Raw genomic sequence first — 15,837 nt, 5'->3', positions numbered from 1 at the left:
TTTTGGGATAAAAAACGGTTTGATGCCAAAATCCATATTTAACCTATCTTTGCCACCTTCCAAAATCGCGGCAAGGGGCCCACTCAAACGCAGTAAAATCGGTATAATTATTGTCAATTATCTAAACTCATCGCAATCGCTAGTAGTATGTATGTATTAAAATTTGGAGGATCCAGCGTAGGTACACCTTCCAGGATCATTTCTGTCATAGATATTCTAAAGGATTATCATAAAAAGAACATTGCGTTTACCGTCGTTTTTTCAGCTTTCAGCGGCGTTACTGACGAATTGCTGAAAATGGCCCAGACGGCAGCTCGCGGAGAGGTTACCTACCTGGAAATGTGGGAAAAATTTCATCAACGACACCTGGATGCTATTCATGAACTTGTTGCGGAAGGGGCAGCTCAGACCGAAATAAAGGGTCGGTATACCGAGATGGCTGCGACCTTAAAAAACTTGCTTCAGGGCACCTTTCTGGTGATGGAAGCGTCACCCCGCACGCTGGATTATGTCCTTAGTTTTGGTGAAAGAGCCTCCTGCATGATCATCACTAAAACCATGATTTCCAGAGGATTGGATGCAGAATATGTTGATGCACGGGAGATCATTAAGACGGATAAAAACTTTGGGTCCGCACGGGTGGACTTTGATCTGACCTACAAGTTGATCAGAGAGCGGTATAAAAAGGGCAAAAAGGTCAGGATAGTTACAGGTTTTATCAGCAGTGCCAAAGGCGGCCTTACTACCACACTGGGGAGAGGAGGGTCTGACTATACCGCTTCCCTGCTGGGGGCAGGACTTGGGGCCAAAGCTATTGAGATCTGGACTGATGTCGATGGAGTACTTACTGCAGATCCGCGGCTGGTGGCTAATGCTTTTACCATACCAAAACTATCCTACGTAGAGGCTATGGAAATGTCTCATTTTGGGGCCAAGGTCATCTACCCACCGACCATCAAGCCGGCGATGGACCTGGGCATCCCCATTTATATCAAAAATACTTTCAATCCGAAGTTTGTCGGATCACTTATCACCAAAGACAAGGTAAAGCACCCTCATCCGGTCACCGGCATTTCTTCTATCAGCAAAGTTTCATTATTGACGCTGCAGGGAAGTGGATTGTTTGGAGTGCCGGGGGTAGCGGGTAGATTGTTTGATGCTTTAGCTCAGAAAAGCATCAATGTCATGCTCATCACTCAGGGTTCGTCAGAGTCCTCCATCAGTTTTGCGGTGAGACCTGAAGATGCACAAGCCGCCAAAGAGGCCGCTGATCAGGCTTTTAGCAGGGATATACTCGCCAAGACAGTAGATCCTACCAATATTGAATCCGACCTTTCAGTAGTGGCTTTGATCGGTGAAAATATGCGATATACGCCGGGCATTGCAGGGAGGATGTTCAGATCCTTGGGTAAAAACGGGGTCAATGTAGTCGCGATCGCTCAAGGATCATCAGAACTCAATATATCGGCTGTGATCAATAGAGCCGATGAGGCCAAAGCACTGAATGCATTGCATGAAGGCCTGTTTTTATCAGAGATCAAAGTACTCAATGTATTTATGATCGGTTGTGGGTTGATCGGTGGAACTCTGATCAAACAAATCCAGGCACAATCAGGGTACCTTGACAAAGCTAAACATTTACAGATACGCCTGGTCGGCCTGGCCAATAGCACCAAAATGATATTTTCTGCCCAGGGGTTGGACCTGGGACAGTGGAAAGAATCGCTGCTCACTCAAGGAAGACCTATGAAACTGACCCGCTTTATAGATCAAATGAAAAGTCTCAACCTGGCCAACTCCATATTTATAGATAATACTGCCTCAGAAGAAGTAGCATCGAAATATGACAAAATATTGGACGCCAGTATCAGTATCAGTACACCCAATAAGGTAGCGGCCTCCAGCCCATATCGCAACTACAAAAAACTCAAAGAGATCGCTGACCTACGCGGGGTCCAGTTTCAATATGAGACCAATGTGGGAGCTGGACTACCGGTGCTGTCTACATTAAAAAATCTGATGATCTCAGGGGATCGCATCCTCAAGATTGAGGGAGTGCTGTCAGGGTCGCTTTCATTTATTTTTAACAAATTTAATTCGAAAACCAAATTTTCTGACCTGGTAAAAGAAGCCCGCACTCAAGGGTATACAGAGCCTGACCCCAGAGATGATCTGTCGCTCAAAGATATTAGCCGAAAGATCTGTATCCTGGCCAGGGAGGCGGGTATGCCCATAGATCTTGAAGATGTGCACCTGGAAAAAATATTGTCTGACAAAGCGACACGTGCGCGCACGGTGGATGAATTTTTAAAAGTGTTGGAAGCGGACGAAAACAGGTATACCCAGATGATCAAACAAGCTGAAGACCATGGTTGCAAAATCAGGGTCATCGCTAAAGTAGAAACCGGCCAACCAGTCACCGTAGGCTTGCAGGAAGTAGGACCTGAAAATCCATTTTACCAACTGGGAGGCAGTGACAATATGATCGTATTTACCACAGAGAGGTACCATGAAAGACCTCTTGTCATCAGGGGGCCAGGCGCCGGAGCAGAAGTGACAGCTGCAGGCGTATTTGCAGAAATTATTACAATTGGAGATTATTTATCAGGATATGGGTATTGAAAAAAAGAAAGCATTTGCACCGGCTACGGTGTCGAATATATGTGTCGGATTTGATGTAATGGGCTTTGCCATGGAAGCTCCAGGAGATGAGGTGATCGCCAGTGTGACGACGACTCCCGGGGTTCAGATCCTATCTACCAACCATGCTAAGATCCCTATGGACGCCAAGCTCAATACCGCCTCGGTCGCCGTACAAGCTATGCTGGACAAGTTAGGTGATCATCAAATAGGTATTGGGTTGGAAGTGATCAAAAAATGCCGGTTGGTACTGGTATGGGCTCCAGTGCAGCCAGTGCTGCTGCAGCTCTTGTAGCGGCCAATGCCTTGTTGGGAGATCCTTTTAGAAAGCCAGATTTGTTGGAGTTTGCTGTCAAAGGCGAAAAAGCTGCCGATGGGGCTGTACATGCTGATAATGTAGCGCCATCTTTGCTGGGTGGTTTTGTCCTGATCCGGTCTCTTGAGCCTAGTGATGTGATCCAGTTGCCTATACCATCAGACCTGTATGTAGCATTGTTATTTCCGCATATCACCATTCTCACAAAAGAAGCAAGAGGCATATTATCTCCTTATGTTGACATGAAAAAATTTATTCAACAAACTGCCAATATGGGAGCTGTGGTAGCTGCCTTGTATCGTCAGGATTGGGAACTGCTCCGCAGGTCCTTGATCGATGTAGTGATCGAACCTCAGCGTGCTAAACTCATTCCATTCTTGAGCGAAGTAAAAAAAGCCGCCTATGATGCAGGAGCAATCACTTGTTCAATTTCAGGTGCTGGACCAGCTATATTTTCATTAGCTCAAGGTATAGCACAAATACAAAAAATACAAGATGCAATCGAAGTGGTGATGCATGATATCAAGGTGCCTTTTGATATGCATATTTCCAAAATCAATCAGAAGGGGAGTGTATTGATGGAAGGGAAATAGAGATCATTTCAGGCAAAAGCTCAAATCGCGCAAAGTCGCAAAGAATGACACTTTATACCTAGATATTTCGCGCAAAGTCCTGCCTACTGACAGGTAAGCGCTAAGAATTAAGCTTTATTTCATCACAGTTTTTGACCTTGACTAAGTTATTTTTCTGACTTAATACTGGATCAAAAGTTAATCCCACTTTTTAGGAAGCGAAATGAGGCAATTCGAAGTGATCCTTTTGGGGCCATTTTCTCATCTTCTCCCAAACACGATCACATTGGCAGTTCCACCTCTTAATCTCCCTATGGTCTTATACCTAAACTCTATACGATCTATTCTGCGCTCTGCTCCGGGCAGGTCTATGATTCGACTCTCTCCGCCCTGACGGATATTTTCTTTGATAGACACATCGAATCGCTCGCCGTTTTCAAAGATGACATCAAAGTCACTGATGTGCAGTGGCGCATCAACGACTTTAATCTTGAGTTTAGAGTACCAATCGTTACCATGGACTTTGATGACATCTTTGTCTGAAGTAAACTTGACCGAGCGTTCTCCGATGACAGACCAGTCTCCTGGTAGGGTAAAGGACAATGTCAACCATACCACTATGCCTAAAAGCAAGGTGATTTTTGAATAAAGTAGTTTTTTCATAATTTATTGAAGTTTAAGTATAGATAGTTTGAATGAATAAAAGTTTAATCAGGGTCCAAAAATATAAATCAATGGCGAACCACAACCCTTTCATCATTCATGTTAAAAAAAATCTATTGTCAAACATACACATTGTATTCATCCATTCTCTACATTTGTCGGGTGTTACCACAGGTTTTAGGCCATATCGAGTCCTTTATAAGCAAAGATCTGCTTTCTCCCAGGTCATTTCAACCTATTCGCTGATCCACGCGGCGAAGGATTTTATCATTTTCTTAAATAAATAATAGTCTTCGTTGGATTTATTTCAATCTAATCTATGTTATTCAATCCATTGCTATAAAAGATGAACCAGGAAAATCAAACATCAGAAACCATAACAGAACCAGAAGTACCGATCACTATTGTGGTCGCAGGACCTGAACATGCAGAATTTGCGGAGGACATTTGTCTGATGATCGAAGACTCTGCCAAAGCCCGTAAGACCGGTATTGCGAAGAGATCACCCGAATATATTATTAAGAAATTAAACAATGGAGACGCGGTGATTGCATTACAAGGCAAGAAATTGGCTGGATTCTGTTATATCGAGACCTGGAGTCACGGTCAATACGTGGCCAATTCAGGTTTGATAGTCAACCCGGATATGCGCAAGGGAGGCCTGGGTAGAGAGATTAAGATCAAAGCATTTAATCTGGCCCGTGACAAATATCCCTATGCTAAAGTATTTGGTATTACCACCAGCCTGGCTGTAATGAAAATCAATACGGAGCTTGGATACAAACCGGTTACTTTTTCCGAACTGACTCCAGACGATGCTTTTTGGCAGGGCTGCAGCAGTTGCCCCAACTACGATATCCTTCAGCGAAATGAGCACAAAATGTGCCTTTGTACCGGTATGTTGGCACCATCCAAAATGGAAGAAATGCCTTATGACCTATCCCGAATGATTATTAATGACCTAGCTCAAAACAATGGCTCAATCTGATAAAGTAATACTGGCTTATAGTGGAGGGCTCGATACCTCCTATTGTGTAAAATATCTCCAACTTGAAAAAAACCTTGAAGTACACTGTGCGATAGTCAATACAGGCGGTTTTACAGATGCTGAACTCAAAGGGATAGGTGCGCGTGCCAAACAAATGGGCGCAGCCTCTTTCAAAGTATTGGACTATACTCAGGAATTTTATCAACGATGCCTTCGATTCTTGATCTATGGCAATGTGCTGCGCAACAATACTTATCCACTATCGGTATCAGCAGAGCGCGTATTCCAGGCACTGGCCATTATCGAATACGCTCAGAAAAAAAGGGTCAAATACATCGCTCATGGCAGCACCGGTGCTGGCAATGATCAGATTCGCTTTGATTTGATATTTAATATACTGGGCTCTGGTCTTGAAGTGATCACCCCGATCCGCGATCTCAAACTGTCACGCCAGGAAGAGGTAGATTATCTCAAAAAGCATGGAGTAGAAATGTCCTGGGAGAAAGCTCAGTATTCGATCAACAAAGGGCTTTGGGGTACCAGTGTAGGCGGCAAAGAAACATTGACCTCCAATCAGTACCTGCCTGAGTCAGCGTTCCCCTCACAAGTGACAGCAACAGAGCCCAAAGAGATTACTTTGCAATTTACCCAAGGTCAGCTCACAGGCATCAACAATCATCATTACGCCAACAATGTAGAAGCTATTCAGGCACTTTCCGCCATAGCCTCCCCTTTTGGTATTGGTAGAGATATCCATGTAGGTGACACGATCATCGGCATCAAAGGCCGTGTAGGTTTTGAAGCAGCTGCTCCATTACTTATCATCAAAGCCCATCATTTGCTTGAAAAACATACGCTGGGCAAATGGCAGCAATATTGGAAAGAACAAATGGGCAATTGGTATGGTATGATGTTGCACGAAGGGCAATATCTCGATCCTGTGATGAGAGATATAGAATCTTTCCTGGAGCATACCCAGGAGCGGGTCAATGGGACTGTATTTATCAAACTCTATCCATATCGGTTTGAACTGCACGGTGTAGACTCACCCCATGATATGATGCGTAGTAAAATGGGTCAGTATGGCGAAATGAATAATGCCTGGAGTGGGGAAGATGCCAAGGGATTTACGAAGATAGCTGCAATAGCTGGCAAGATTTACGGGGCGAGTAAGTAAGTTATTGAATTTGACTTTTCAACAAATTTTGAGTCCTAGACTGGAATCAAATCTGAAAGAATAAATACTTAATTTTATTGCATGAAATTCAGAATTGAATCCCTGATACTTTTTGTCCAAAATATAGAACTACTTAAAAATTTTTATACTCAGGTTTTTGAATTTGAAGCCCTGGAAGAAATTCCAAAGCAATGGGTTTTATTGAAAGCAGGGTCCTGCAATATCGGCTTGCATCAAATTGGTGAAGCATATATGCATTTGGATCCTGCATCTGCTGCGTCGGAAAGTAATACTAAGATTGTATTTGAAGTGGATGAAGATTTATTCTCGTTAAGAACTGATCTGTTATCCCGAGGTGTGCGTTTGAAGGAGACCCAGGAGTGGGAAGGATATGATTATATAATTTGTGATGGCGAGGATCCCGAAGGCAATGTATTTCAATTAAAGCAAAGGATATCCAGGATATAAACAAGTCCTTGAAGGTATGTTACCGAAACATTGATCTGTATGGGTAGGGATGATACGAAAAAATGGGCTGAGTCAGATTATCAAAATTAAAACTCAATTGCATTGAACCTTTTTTATATGGACATTATTAAAAATTGGGCAGAAATTCGTGCTCATTTCAACAAGAGCTTTTCATCTAACTTTCATGTGTCAATTGCATCAGTCGACAAAGAAAATAATCCGACTACGACACCTATAGGGTCACTATTTCTCAATAAGGACCAGACAGGTTTCTACTTTGAGAAATTTCCTTCAAAACTTCCGGCTAATGAGAGATTTAATAAAAATATTTGTGTTTTGGCCGTTAATAGTAATACCTGGTTTTGGCTAAGTTCACTATTTAAAGGAAAATTCAAAGCTGACCCTGCAATAAAATTATATGGACAACTGGGTGCCAGGAGAACAGCAACCCCAATTGAAAAAAATCTATTAACCAGGAGAATGAAGCTCACTTCGGGTTTAAAAGGAAATAAACATCTATGGGATAATATGGAGGAAGTACGAGAAATATATTTTACCAAAGCAGAAGGAATCAATCTGGGTAAAATGACAGAGTCATTACATTTATAGGAAGCCGTTACATGGAAATTTTAAATTGGTTGAATACTTTATGATCTGGTAATTACTTTGAAGATGGAATAATACTTACAGATGCTGTTCATGCTTTTTATCCTGGCTAACAGAAGAAAGCCCTGATTTCGAGATCAAGTTTATAGGTAATTAGCCTACCCGGAATTTTTATTGCTGATAAAATAATATTAATCTGAGAATAAGGAGTTTGCAGGGAGGGTCGAAGGATGGACTCAATAATATTAGTTAATTAATTAAGAATTTAACAAATGCAAAGTAATAATGGTAATGATAAGCATTGATATTCAGTACATTAAAATTTGTTTCATTTTCATTGAAGAATGGGCTGACATTCATCCTACATCTTACACTACCTATAGATTGCCTTAAACCACCAATCAAAACAACCTTTATTAATACCTATATTCATGGCAAAAAAAGTTATTATTATGGGCGGCGGTATTGCCGGCATGACCGCAGCCCACGAATTGATCGAAAGAGGATTTGATGTTGAAATATATGAATCCAATACCAAATATGTTGGGGGAAAAGCGCGGTCTGAAGATGCTACAGTAGGACCTTTCAATAATATTCCGGGTGAGCATGGGTTTAGATTTTTTCCGGGCTTCTACAGACACCTTTCGCATACCATGAAAAGAATTCCTATTGGGTCAGGAACAGTATTTAATAATTTGAAGAAGACCGAAAAGATAATGTTTGCGAGAGACGGCAAGGAGCCCTTAACAGCTTTGGTTCACTTCCCACTGACTGCTTTTGATGTAGACCTGGTCTTTAAAACCTTAAATGGGGCACCTGCAACAGGATTGTCTTCTGGAGAAAAGGCTTTGATCAAAGAGAAATTATTTCAATTATTGACTTCGAGCAATACCAGATTTAATGATGAATATGAGCAGACCGGTTGGTGGTATTTTGTAGAAGCTGACGATAATAGTCCTACTTATCAAAATTTATTTGCAGATGGTCTTACCAAATCACTGGTGGCTGCGCAGGCCAAGACCATGTCTACCCGTGTCGGAGGTTCGATTCTCCTTCAATTGTTATATTCGATGGCGGATCCGACTATGGCGCCAAGCAGAGTACTAAATGGTCCTACCAATGAACAGTTTTTAATCCCCTGGTATGATTATTTACTTACCAAAGGGGTGGTCTACCACAAAAGTCATGAAGTACAAAGTATTAATCTGGTCGGTTCTCAGATAATCAATATCACTGTGAAAGATGAAATCACAAATACCATACTCAATATTAAAGGGGACTATTATTTATTAGCAGTTCCTGTGGAGAAAGCCTCGACCTTATTGAATAATCTAATTACTTCGAGAGATCCGGTATTATCTAATCCGGCTCTATTAGCAGCCAACGTTGAGTGGATGAATGGAGTTCAATTTTATTTAAATGCAGATTTGCCACTCAATGATGGTCATATCGTACATAGTAATAGTGCGTGGGCCCTCACCTCCATTTCACAAGTACAATACTGGGCACCTAATTATGACATAAATATGGCTACCGGGGGTTTGGTCAAAGGAGTTTTGTCAGTAGATGTTTCAAATTGGGATGCTATATTCAATGGTAAAACGGCTAAAAACTGCTCCGAATTAGAATTGGTAACTGGGATATATGATCAATTACGACAAAGTCTTGCCTTATCTTCAACTCCACTGCCAGCAAATATGAATACTATAGTTGTGGGATATCATATAGGTAGTAGTTTAAAACGCGTAGCGCCAACTGTATTGGTAAATGAAGAACCTCTACTGGTCAATGTAGTCAACTCTTGGGGATTAATGCCGAAATCATGGAGTACAATTACCAATTTGTTTCTGGCCGGAGATTATGTACGCACCAATACCAATCTTGCCTGTATGGAGACTGCTAATGAATCTGCCCGCAGAGCCGTCAATTGTATTATAGATGCTTCCGGTACAGGCAAACCCTATGCTAAAGTATGGAAATTGAGGTCTTGGAAAATGCTCATGCCCTATAAATGGTGGGATAAAAAAAGATATACTAAAGGATTGCCCTATAAAAGCAAATACCCGTGGTGGTTGCATGTTATAGCCTTCATTTGGGCAATCCTATGCATCATTGCTTGGGTTTTCCTCTATCTATTTACCTTAATATTTGGGCCCATTTAAAAATCAAAAAAAATGAACATCATGCAGTGGCTGGAAAACCTATGCCAGCATAATCAATATACTTATAAGGATATAAGCCGATCACGATTAATCTGCCGGGGCAATGCTATTACAATAGTGTATATGATTTTCTATGGGATCATTAGTTTTTTGATTGGTTTTCATCATGGGGTGTGGATACAAATCTGGCTGGTATGCTTGTTTGCAGTTGCATTTATCTTATTGAAACAACGGGTTGCGCTCGACCTGGTAGGCAATTATATTCCGGCAATAGGGTTTATAGGTGTGGTAAGTTTATGCTTTTATTCCGGTGGACTGGATTCTCCGGTCCTTCCCTGGATCAGCTTAGTGCCTATCGTTTCTCTACTCTTTACCCATCAGCGATGGGCTATTGGTTGGCTTATTTTTATACTGGCTTTTATATTAATTTATAGGATATATCTGATGCCTTTGATCCAGGTAGAAATAGACTACAACAACAGGTATAAAGATTTTTTTTATTTAAGCAGCTTGTTTGGCCTCATAAGTACTTATTTATTATTTAATCTTATCTACAAAAGGTCTATTATTCAAATCAACGAAGTGCTGGAGAGCAAAAACCTGGAGATCGAATTGCAAAACACCGCCCTTCAAGATCAATCCAGACACATAAAGACTCATTTGGAACAAATTGAAGTAGAAAAAGCAAAGTCCGATGAATTGTTAAAAAATATCCTGCCTGAAAACATAGCTGAGAGCCTAAAGGTGAATGGAAAAACAGAAGCCAAATTATATGAGAATGTATCTATTCTTTTTACTGACTTTGTAGGATTTACCAAATATTGCGAGACCATTAGTCCACAAAAACTGATCAGTATCTTACACCAATATTTTCAGGCGTTTGATGACATCACTGAAAAATACGGTCTCGAAAAAATTAAAACGATTGGTGATGCCTATATGGCAGTGAGTGGACTGCCTGATTCTAGTCCCGATCATGCAGTCAATGCTGTAAAAGCGGCTATAGAAATGAGGCATTTCGTGGAAAATTACAATGCCAATGCGGGTAAGTCGGAGCAGGAGCACCATAGTTCACCAACATTTCAGGTGAGAATAGGCATTCATTCCGGAACGGTCATTGCCGGAATCATCGGAAATAAAAAATTTGCATTTGATATTTGGGGCGATGCAGTAAATATCGCTGCCAGAATACAACAAATCGGCGCCCCTCAAAAAGTAAGTTTGTCCCAGACTACTTATTCATTGGTAAAAGATCTTTTTCCGTGTGAATACCAGGGAAAGATCAATGCTAAGAATAAGGGAGATTTGGATTTGTATACTATCCGGTAATCCAATAAATTTTGGAAGTTAATGAAGGGTTATTCTTTCAGCATACAGATTACACGAACTGCCAGGAACATAGTCGCCTATGTAAAATTTTTAATCCGCTATAAGACCCGGAGGATAACTTTCTTTTAAACTCAAATAGCTGCTACTTTGTTTGTTTATACTCTTCAAATGCCCTGGCAATATTCGCTTCCTGATGATCACCTCCGTGGACCAATACCCGGTAACGAAGCACCAAATTGTCTCCTTTTTTCATAAAAGTCTCCTCGTTATTCTGAGGCCAGTACATGGGTGTAGGTGAAATAAATCCATAATCTCTGGTAAACCAGGGAGAGGGAAACCAGGGGTTGGCAGGATGTTGCAGAATAGCCAGGCCTTCAATCATATCACCTCGTTTCCCATAATAATCAATCCATGCTGAGCTTTTACCAAATGTTTCTTTTTCTCCTGTAGCGCCTTCGGCATTAATCATAGTCCCTCCATTCTTCACAGATAAGTCAGCTGCCATGCGAGCACTAAACAAAGAGTGATTCGTTTTTTTAATGTGGACCTCCATCAAAGGTTCCATATTAATTTCTACATCGATCTGCCGCAGCGTCGCTGAAGGAGCAGTAATAATAAATTTTCGTGTGTCTTTAATAGGAGATGCAGCTCCGGGACGACTCCATATACATTCATCCGTAATGATTACAGTATCCCCACCTTCTTTGATTATTTCAGCATTGATGGAGATGATGCGACCACGTTCTAATCCATCTTGCCAATAGTTTCCACCATTGACCTGATCACAGCCAAAAAACAATGAACTGTGATGAGGGTATTCTCCATTTCGCATGGAAGTAACTGAGCCTCCCGAACCCGGGCCATTGACCGGGTAGAAAAAAGGATATTTCTCGTCAGAAGAAAAAATGTAGCTGGTGAAATATTTTCCTTCAATAGTCACATTGATCTTAGATCCAATTTTGACAGCATTAATTTTTGTACCCCATACTGCCTGTGAGGTCATGAAGCAGCTAATGAAAAGGAATAGTTTTATTTTATTAATGATGTTCATCAGGACATTTTTATATTTTTGGTTCCATAAGGAGCTCGTTGAGGACGGGATAATAAAGCGTTTGCTTCCGGGTCGTTTACAAATACTTCTTTGTCTGGATTCCAGGTCAGTTTTCGGCTAAGTTTCATAGCAATATGCGTCAACAAACAAACACTGCATGCCCGGTGACCGATCTCTGCCGGAGAGATTGGCGTTTTACGGCTTTTGATACAATCTAGCCAATTGCCATGTTGGTCTTCGCTGACATATAAATGTGTTTCATTTGCACCGATTACTGAAGTGAGTATTTTGGGGTCACTGGCATCCAGTGCTTTGCTGCTCTTTTCCTTTGACACCGGATCACTTGGAGATGCGGTATAACTACCTCTGGAGACAAATATCCAGCCTTCAGTTCCTTCATATCTAATCCCATTTGGATATCCGCCACTTGTATACATGGTTACACCGTTTTTATATTCTGCTTTTGCCATAAAATCTCCATGGACATTCCATAGGCCTGATTTTGGGAATTCGGCAACTGCTTCAATGGAAATTGGACCAGTATACTCCGTATCCATACCCCATGCTGCAGAATCAAAATGGTGTTGTCCCCAACCAGTGATCATACCGGCACCGAATTGTTCGCATCTAAGCCACCCCGGACGATCGGTCATACTATTTTGAGGATGAACGCGTATTTCTGTATAATAAACTTCCGGTGTGGATCCGAGCCACATATTGTAATTCAGATTTTTAGGGATCGGCATCTCAGAGGCATCCGGGCCGGAAGGATCACCAGGAAGTCCGACCCTTACAGTATGCAATTTGCCTATTCTTCCATTGCGAACAAGTTCTGCAGCGATTCTAAACTGAGCCGTAGATCGTTGTTGAGTGCCTACCTGCAAGATGGTGCCCTTTTTTTTGATTACATCAGCCAGCATGCGTCCTTCCTCTATCGTCAATGAAGTGGGCTTCTGTACATACACATCTTTTCCGGCTAAGGCAGCTTCGATGGCGGGTTGAGAATGCCAATGGTCCGGGGTCGAAATGATCACGGCATCGATATCTTTATTCAAAAGCATGTCCCGGTAATCTCCGTAAGTCTTGACATCGACATAATTGGTCTTACCTGTTTTCTTAGTATAAAAATTTTCAATAAACTGCTTGCCCTTGACTGCCCGATTGGCATCGACATCAGCCACGGCGATTACCCGGGCGACATCAAATGGAAGCGTATCCTTGAGATCGTGAGTCATCGCGATCCGACCGAATCCAATTTGGGCGATATTAATCTTATTGCTAGGAGCATTTCTCCCAAATACAGAAGATGGAACGATGGAAGGCAGTGCTATGGCGACGGAAGTTTGAAGTGTTTGGTTTATAAACTCCCTCCTTCCTAATTTGGATTTCTTTTTCATGTTTTGATATTTTGACAATGAATATAAAAAATTTATGCTCAAATCTAAATGATATTTTACAATCAATATCCAAAAAGGACCCTGAAGTCAAATAAGCTCAATCGCGAAATGACGGAGGGCGTTTATTCATCATTCAAAAGACCAATTCACCAATATGCTTAAACTCTCATATCCATCAATCACCTTCAAACTACCGGACTCTTTTTTGACTCCATACACCGCTCTTGGAAATTCTAGCTCCTGACCCAGTACCTCATCAGAAGCACTTTCCAATAACTCATTCATTAAGTTCGCCAATACCAGTTTACGAGGTGCAATACAGCCCATCAAATCAGGCAAATCATACCCCCTTAATACTCCGGCTATACCCCAGGAAAAATCAACTTCGTAAGGATGATGATAACCACCTCCTTCGCGGGCCGTCAAGCCAATTTTGTGTATCCTGTTCATGATGATGGAACGATAGGAGATCAATGGACTGATGAGTATAACCGACTTTATAGAAGGATCGAATACAGCGGCATGGAGCAGAGGCAAGCACATTTCTTTATTGGCAACAGCAACGATCTGTAATGGATCTACTCCCGTGTGTAATTTGAGATAATTTACCACCCTAACGATATCTCCTGCCTGGATCCCCACCAGGCTCCGCCCAATCAGTACACCAGTATAAGCATCTGCCATACCTCGGGTTACGCTGCAAACGGTTTCACCCACCCCCAGGAGATCTGCTGCTGCGACGATATAACCTTTCATTACCAATTCTTCTATCTCGCCACCTGGTTTTGCTTCCTTTGCTTTTCCATCAGCATGGAGATAGACTATTGCCCGATGCTTAGGCTTAAGATCATCAGGAACGAAAAGCAAAAAAGGTATAGCATAGTCTCCCTCACCAGGTAATGCATATTTGTTCACCGTGTATCCATTGCGTTGGTAACGGCCATTGATGATAGGTTCCACATTTTCACAACAGGGCTTGATATATCCTGATATTTCTTTTGCTTTTTCCCGGACGGAGGCCAAATGTTTTGTTATACTTTTTCTTGATAGTTCAAGATGTTCTATCAATTTCTGGCTTGACTTTTTATTGATATCAAAAACCATATCCCCCCCGATAGAAGTCGCAATCTGGCCGCTAGCTGTCACTAATAATTCTTTGCCCGGTATGATCTCGGCTTCTACCTCAGCAGGATCTCCTGGCATATTAAAGTGTTTCATGAAGAAGGAGTAGATAGCTAATCTTATTTTCGGTGTCAACCAATGTTTGGAGTCATCTTCTACCATGTCAAGTTGATCGGCGGCTCCAAATGAAACGTATGCTTTCTTAGCTTCACGGTATGTGTCACGAGCACCTTGCAGACTCAGATATTCATCACGAGAGGTAAAAGTTAAAAGGGTTGGCTTTGGCGCCCGAACTTCTAAAAGATCTTCAACCGTGATTCCTTTTTTTAGTCCATGGATAAAAAAGGTCTCTGCATCCTGAGTTCCTTTCATTTCACTCACCCTTCTGCAAGTGTTGGACCAGCTGCTGGGTATGGATACCTTGACTCTTGGATCGAGTGCTGCAAGATAGTTGGTCACTGTCTCACCTCCGGAAAACCCGGTCACTCCGATACGTTCGGGATCGACTTCTGATCTTGATACTAAATAATCAATTGCCCGGATGCCATCCCAGATAAAATATTTTGCTGAAGATTCACCGGATAAAAAACATAAGTTTCCAAAATAGCTATGTTCGATCACACTATACCCAATGGAGGAAAAATTTATTTTGGGATCAAAATATTGAACGTGCTCCCCTTGCCCAAGTGGATCAATCGTAAATACGATCATGCCTTTTTTAACCAAATTTTGAATTATAACCTGATCTAGTGGTTCATGGTAAGACTCTTGTTCATGCCCAATGAGATTTAACACTGCTGGTAATGTAGTATTTCTATTTTCCGGAATAAAAAGACATCCTGTTACATAAAATCCGGGCCTGGATTCAAATAGTATTTTCTCTATTCGATAGCCATCTTTATTAATGATACCGGTAATCTTTGGATTTAATGGCGTTTTTTCAGGAAATATACCAATCGATTCTAATAGCTTGCCTTTCATTTTTATTTGACGGTCCTGCCAATCCCTCTTAGTGTGTAATTGTGCAATTTCTCTGTCGCGCGCTTCATACAATTTTGAAGCAAGACTATTCAAAAAGTTAGTGCGCATACTGCCCGGTGCGTTCCATCGAATCCAATCATGAAAAACATTCAGATTTTCTTCCTCCACTGGTTTAAGATCTACCGTGATATTTACCGATTTTGATTGAGCGACAACGATGTGTACATTGACGATAAAAATAAATACTATGTTGAAAATGATTGATGAAATGAAAGTCTGCTTCATACCTTTAAAATAATAATTTATTTGGTGAATTGACTTTCAGATGGTGTATAGGGCTTGCTAAGTATTGATAGCTTTCCTGG

General features: G+C 41.5%; 13 protein-coding genes. 9 read left to right on the top strand and 4 right to left on the bottom strand.

Annotated features, from left to right (window positions below; all coding sequences use genetic code 11):
- Positions 1-147: 147 nt before the first annotated feature.
- Genes thrA through IPJ09_12175 form a run of 3 tightly spaced genes read left to right on the top strand, consistent with a single transcriptional unit; the run spans position 148 to position 3,549 of the window.
- On the top strand, positions 148-2,622 hold the full coding sequence (thrA, locus tag IPJ09_12185) for a bifunctional aspartate kinase/homoserine dehydrogenase I (GenBank protein ID MBK7372175.1): 2,475 nt from the start codon (positions 148-150) through the stop codon (positions 2,620-2,622).
- Positions 2,612-2,935, top strand: a complete 324-nt coding sequence (locus IPJ09_12180; protein MBK7372174.1) for a hypothetical protein — start codon at positions 2,612-2,614, stop codon at positions 2,933-2,935. Before thrA ends, IPJ09_12180 begins: the two co-directional genes overlap by 11 nt.
- On the top strand, positions 2,878-3,549 hold the full coding sequence (locus IPJ09_12175) for a homoserine kinase (protein ID MBK7372173.1): 672 nt from the start codon (positions 2,878-2,880) through the stop codon (positions 3,547-3,549). Before IPJ09_12180 ends, IPJ09_12175 begins: the two co-directional genes overlap by 58 nt.
- A gap of 240 nt (positions 3,550-3,789) precedes the next feature.
- Here the strand turns inward: IPJ09_12175 and IPJ09_12170 are convergent, their stop codons facing one another.
- Complete coding sequence (locus IPJ09_12170; GenBank protein MBK7372172.1) at positions 3,790-4,191, bottom strand: hypothetical protein; 402 nt, start codon at positions 4,189-4,191, stop codon at positions 3,790-3,792.
- Between the two features lie 346 nt (positions 4,192-4,537).
- Here IPJ09_12170 and IPJ09_12165 point away from each other — a divergent pair, with 346 nt between their 5' ends.
- The 6 genes from IPJ09_12165 to IPJ09_12140 all read left to right on the top strand — a co-directional run bounded on the left by IPJ09_12165 (position 4,538) and on the right by IPJ09_12140 (position 10,921).
- Positions 4,538-5,179 carry a GNAT family N-acetyltransferase gene (locus tag IPJ09_12165; GenBank protein ID MBK7372171.1) on the top strand — a complete coding sequence of 214 codons (642 nt, stop codon included), beginning with the start codon at positions 4,538-4,540 and terminating at the stop codon, positions 5,177-5,179.
- Entirely contained in the window at positions 5,166-6,356 is a 1,191-nt protein-coding gene (locus IPJ09_12160; GenBank protein ID MBK7372170.1) for an argininosuccinate synthase, read from the top strand. Before IPJ09_12165 ends, IPJ09_12160 begins: the two co-directional genes overlap by 14 nt.
- 81 nt (positions 6,357-6,437) lie before the next feature.
- Positions 6,438-6,824 (top strand): VOC family protein, encoded by a 387-nt coding sequence (locus IPJ09_12155; protein MBK7372169.1) that lies wholly within the window; start codon positions 6,438-6,440, stop codon positions 6,822-6,824.
- Between the two features lie 117 nt (positions 6,825-6,941).
- Positions 6,942-7,433, top strand: coding sequence for a pyridoxamine 5'-phosphate oxidase family protein (locus IPJ09_12150; GenBank protein ID MBK7372168.1), 492 nt, complete (start codon positions 6,942-6,944; stop codon positions 7,431-7,433).
- A gap of 428 nt (positions 7,434-7,861) precedes the next feature.
- A complete protein-coding gene (locus IPJ09_12145; GenBank protein MBK7372167.1) occupies positions 7,862-9,592 on the top strand; it encodes an FAD-dependent oxidoreductase in 1,731 nt (576 codons plus the stop codon).
- Positions 9,593-9,613: 21 nt separating this feature from the next.
- Positions 9,614-10,921: a hypothetical protein gene (locus IPJ09_12140; GenBank protein ID MBK7372166.1), complete on the top strand. Its 1,308-nt coding sequence runs from the start codon at positions 9,614-9,616 to the stop codon at positions 10,919-10,921.
- Positions 10,922-11,063: 142 nt separating this feature from the next.
- On the opposite strand, the gene IPJ09_12135 is transcribed toward IPJ09_12140, so the two are convergent.
- The 3 genes from IPJ09_12135 to IPJ09_12125 form a co-directional block, all read right to left on the bottom strand.
- Positions 11,064-11,924 (bottom strand): PmoA family protein, encoded by an 861-nt coding sequence (locus tag IPJ09_12135; protein ID MBK7372165.1) that lies wholly within the window; start codon positions 11,922-11,924, stop codon positions 11,064-11,066.
- A gap of 47 nt (positions 11,925-11,971) precedes the next feature.
- The gene (locus IPJ09_12130; GenBank protein MBK7372164.1) at positions 11,972-13,369 is read right to left on the bottom strand and encodes a Gfo/Idh/MocA family oxidoreductase; all 1,398 of its coding nucleotides are present in this window, start codon (positions 13,367-13,369) and stop codon (positions 11,972-11,974) included.
- A 129-nt stretch (positions 13,370-13,498) separates the two neighbouring features.
- The gene (locus tag IPJ09_12125) at positions 13,499-15,757 is read right to left on the bottom strand and encodes an acetylxylan esterase (protein ID MBK7372163.1); all 2,259 of its coding nucleotides are present in this window, start codon (positions 15,755-15,757) and stop codon (positions 13,499-13,501) included.
- Positions 15,758-15,837 lie beyond the last annotated feature (80 nt).

Source organism: Saprospiraceae bacterium, assembly GCA_016709995.1.
GTDB lineage: Bacteria > Bacteroidota > Bacteroidia > Chitinophagales > Saprospiraceae > JADJLQ01.
Note: the sequence above shows the minus strand (reverse complement) of the source record. Positions and strands in the feature narration are given on the sequence as shown.

Bases quoted from the DNA above. Each gene is read 5' to 3' on its own strand.
- thrA (MBK7372175.1), top strand. From the start codon at position 148: ATGTATGTATTAAAATTTGGAGGATCCAGCGTAGGTACACCTTCCAGG.
- IPJ09_12180 (MBK7372174.1), top strand. From the start codon at position 2,612: ATGGGTATTGAAAAAAAGAAAGCATTTGCACCGGCTACGGTGTCGAAT.
- IPJ09_12175 (MBK7372173.1), top strand. From the start codon at position 2,878: ATGCCGGTTGGTACTGGTATGGGCTCCAGTGCAGCCAGTGCTGCTGCA.
- IPJ09_12170 (MBK7372172.1), bottom strand. From the start codon at position 4,191: ATGAAAAAACTACTTTATTCAAAAATCACCTTGCTTTTAGGCATAGTG.
- IPJ09_12165 (MBK7372171.1), top strand. From the start codon at position 4,538: ATGAACCAGGAAAATCAAACATCAGAAACCATAACAGAACCAGAAGTA.
- IPJ09_12160 (MBK7372170.1), top strand. From the start codon at position 5,166: ATGGCTCAATCTGATAAAGTAATACTGGCTTATAGTGGAGGGCTCGAT.
- IPJ09_12155 (MBK7372169.1), top strand. From the start codon at position 6,438: ATGAAATTCAGAATTGAATCCCTGATACTTTTTGTCCAAAATATAGAA.
- IPJ09_12150 (MBK7372168.1), top strand. From the start codon at position 6,942: ATGGACATTATTAAAAATTGGGCAGAAATTCGTGCTCATTTCAACAAG.
- IPJ09_12145 (MBK7372167.1), top strand. From the start codon at position 7,862: ATGGCAAAAAAAGTTATTATTATGGGCGGCGGTATTGCCGGCATGACC.
- IPJ09_12140 (MBK7372166.1), top strand. From the start codon at position 9,614: ATGCAGTGGCTGGAAAACCTATGCCAGCATAATCAATATACTTATAAG.
- IPJ09_12135 (MBK7372165.1), bottom strand. From the start codon at position 11,924: ATGACCTCACAGGCAGTATGGGGTACAAAAATTAATGCTGTCAAAATT.
- IPJ09_12130 (MBK7372164.1), bottom strand. From the start codon at position 13,369: ATGAAAAAGAAATCCAAATTAGGAAGGAGGGAGTTTATAAACCAAACA.
- IPJ09_12125 (MBK7372163.1), bottom strand. From the start codon at position 15,757: ATGAAGCAGACTTTCATTTCATCAATCATTTTCAACATAGTATTTATT.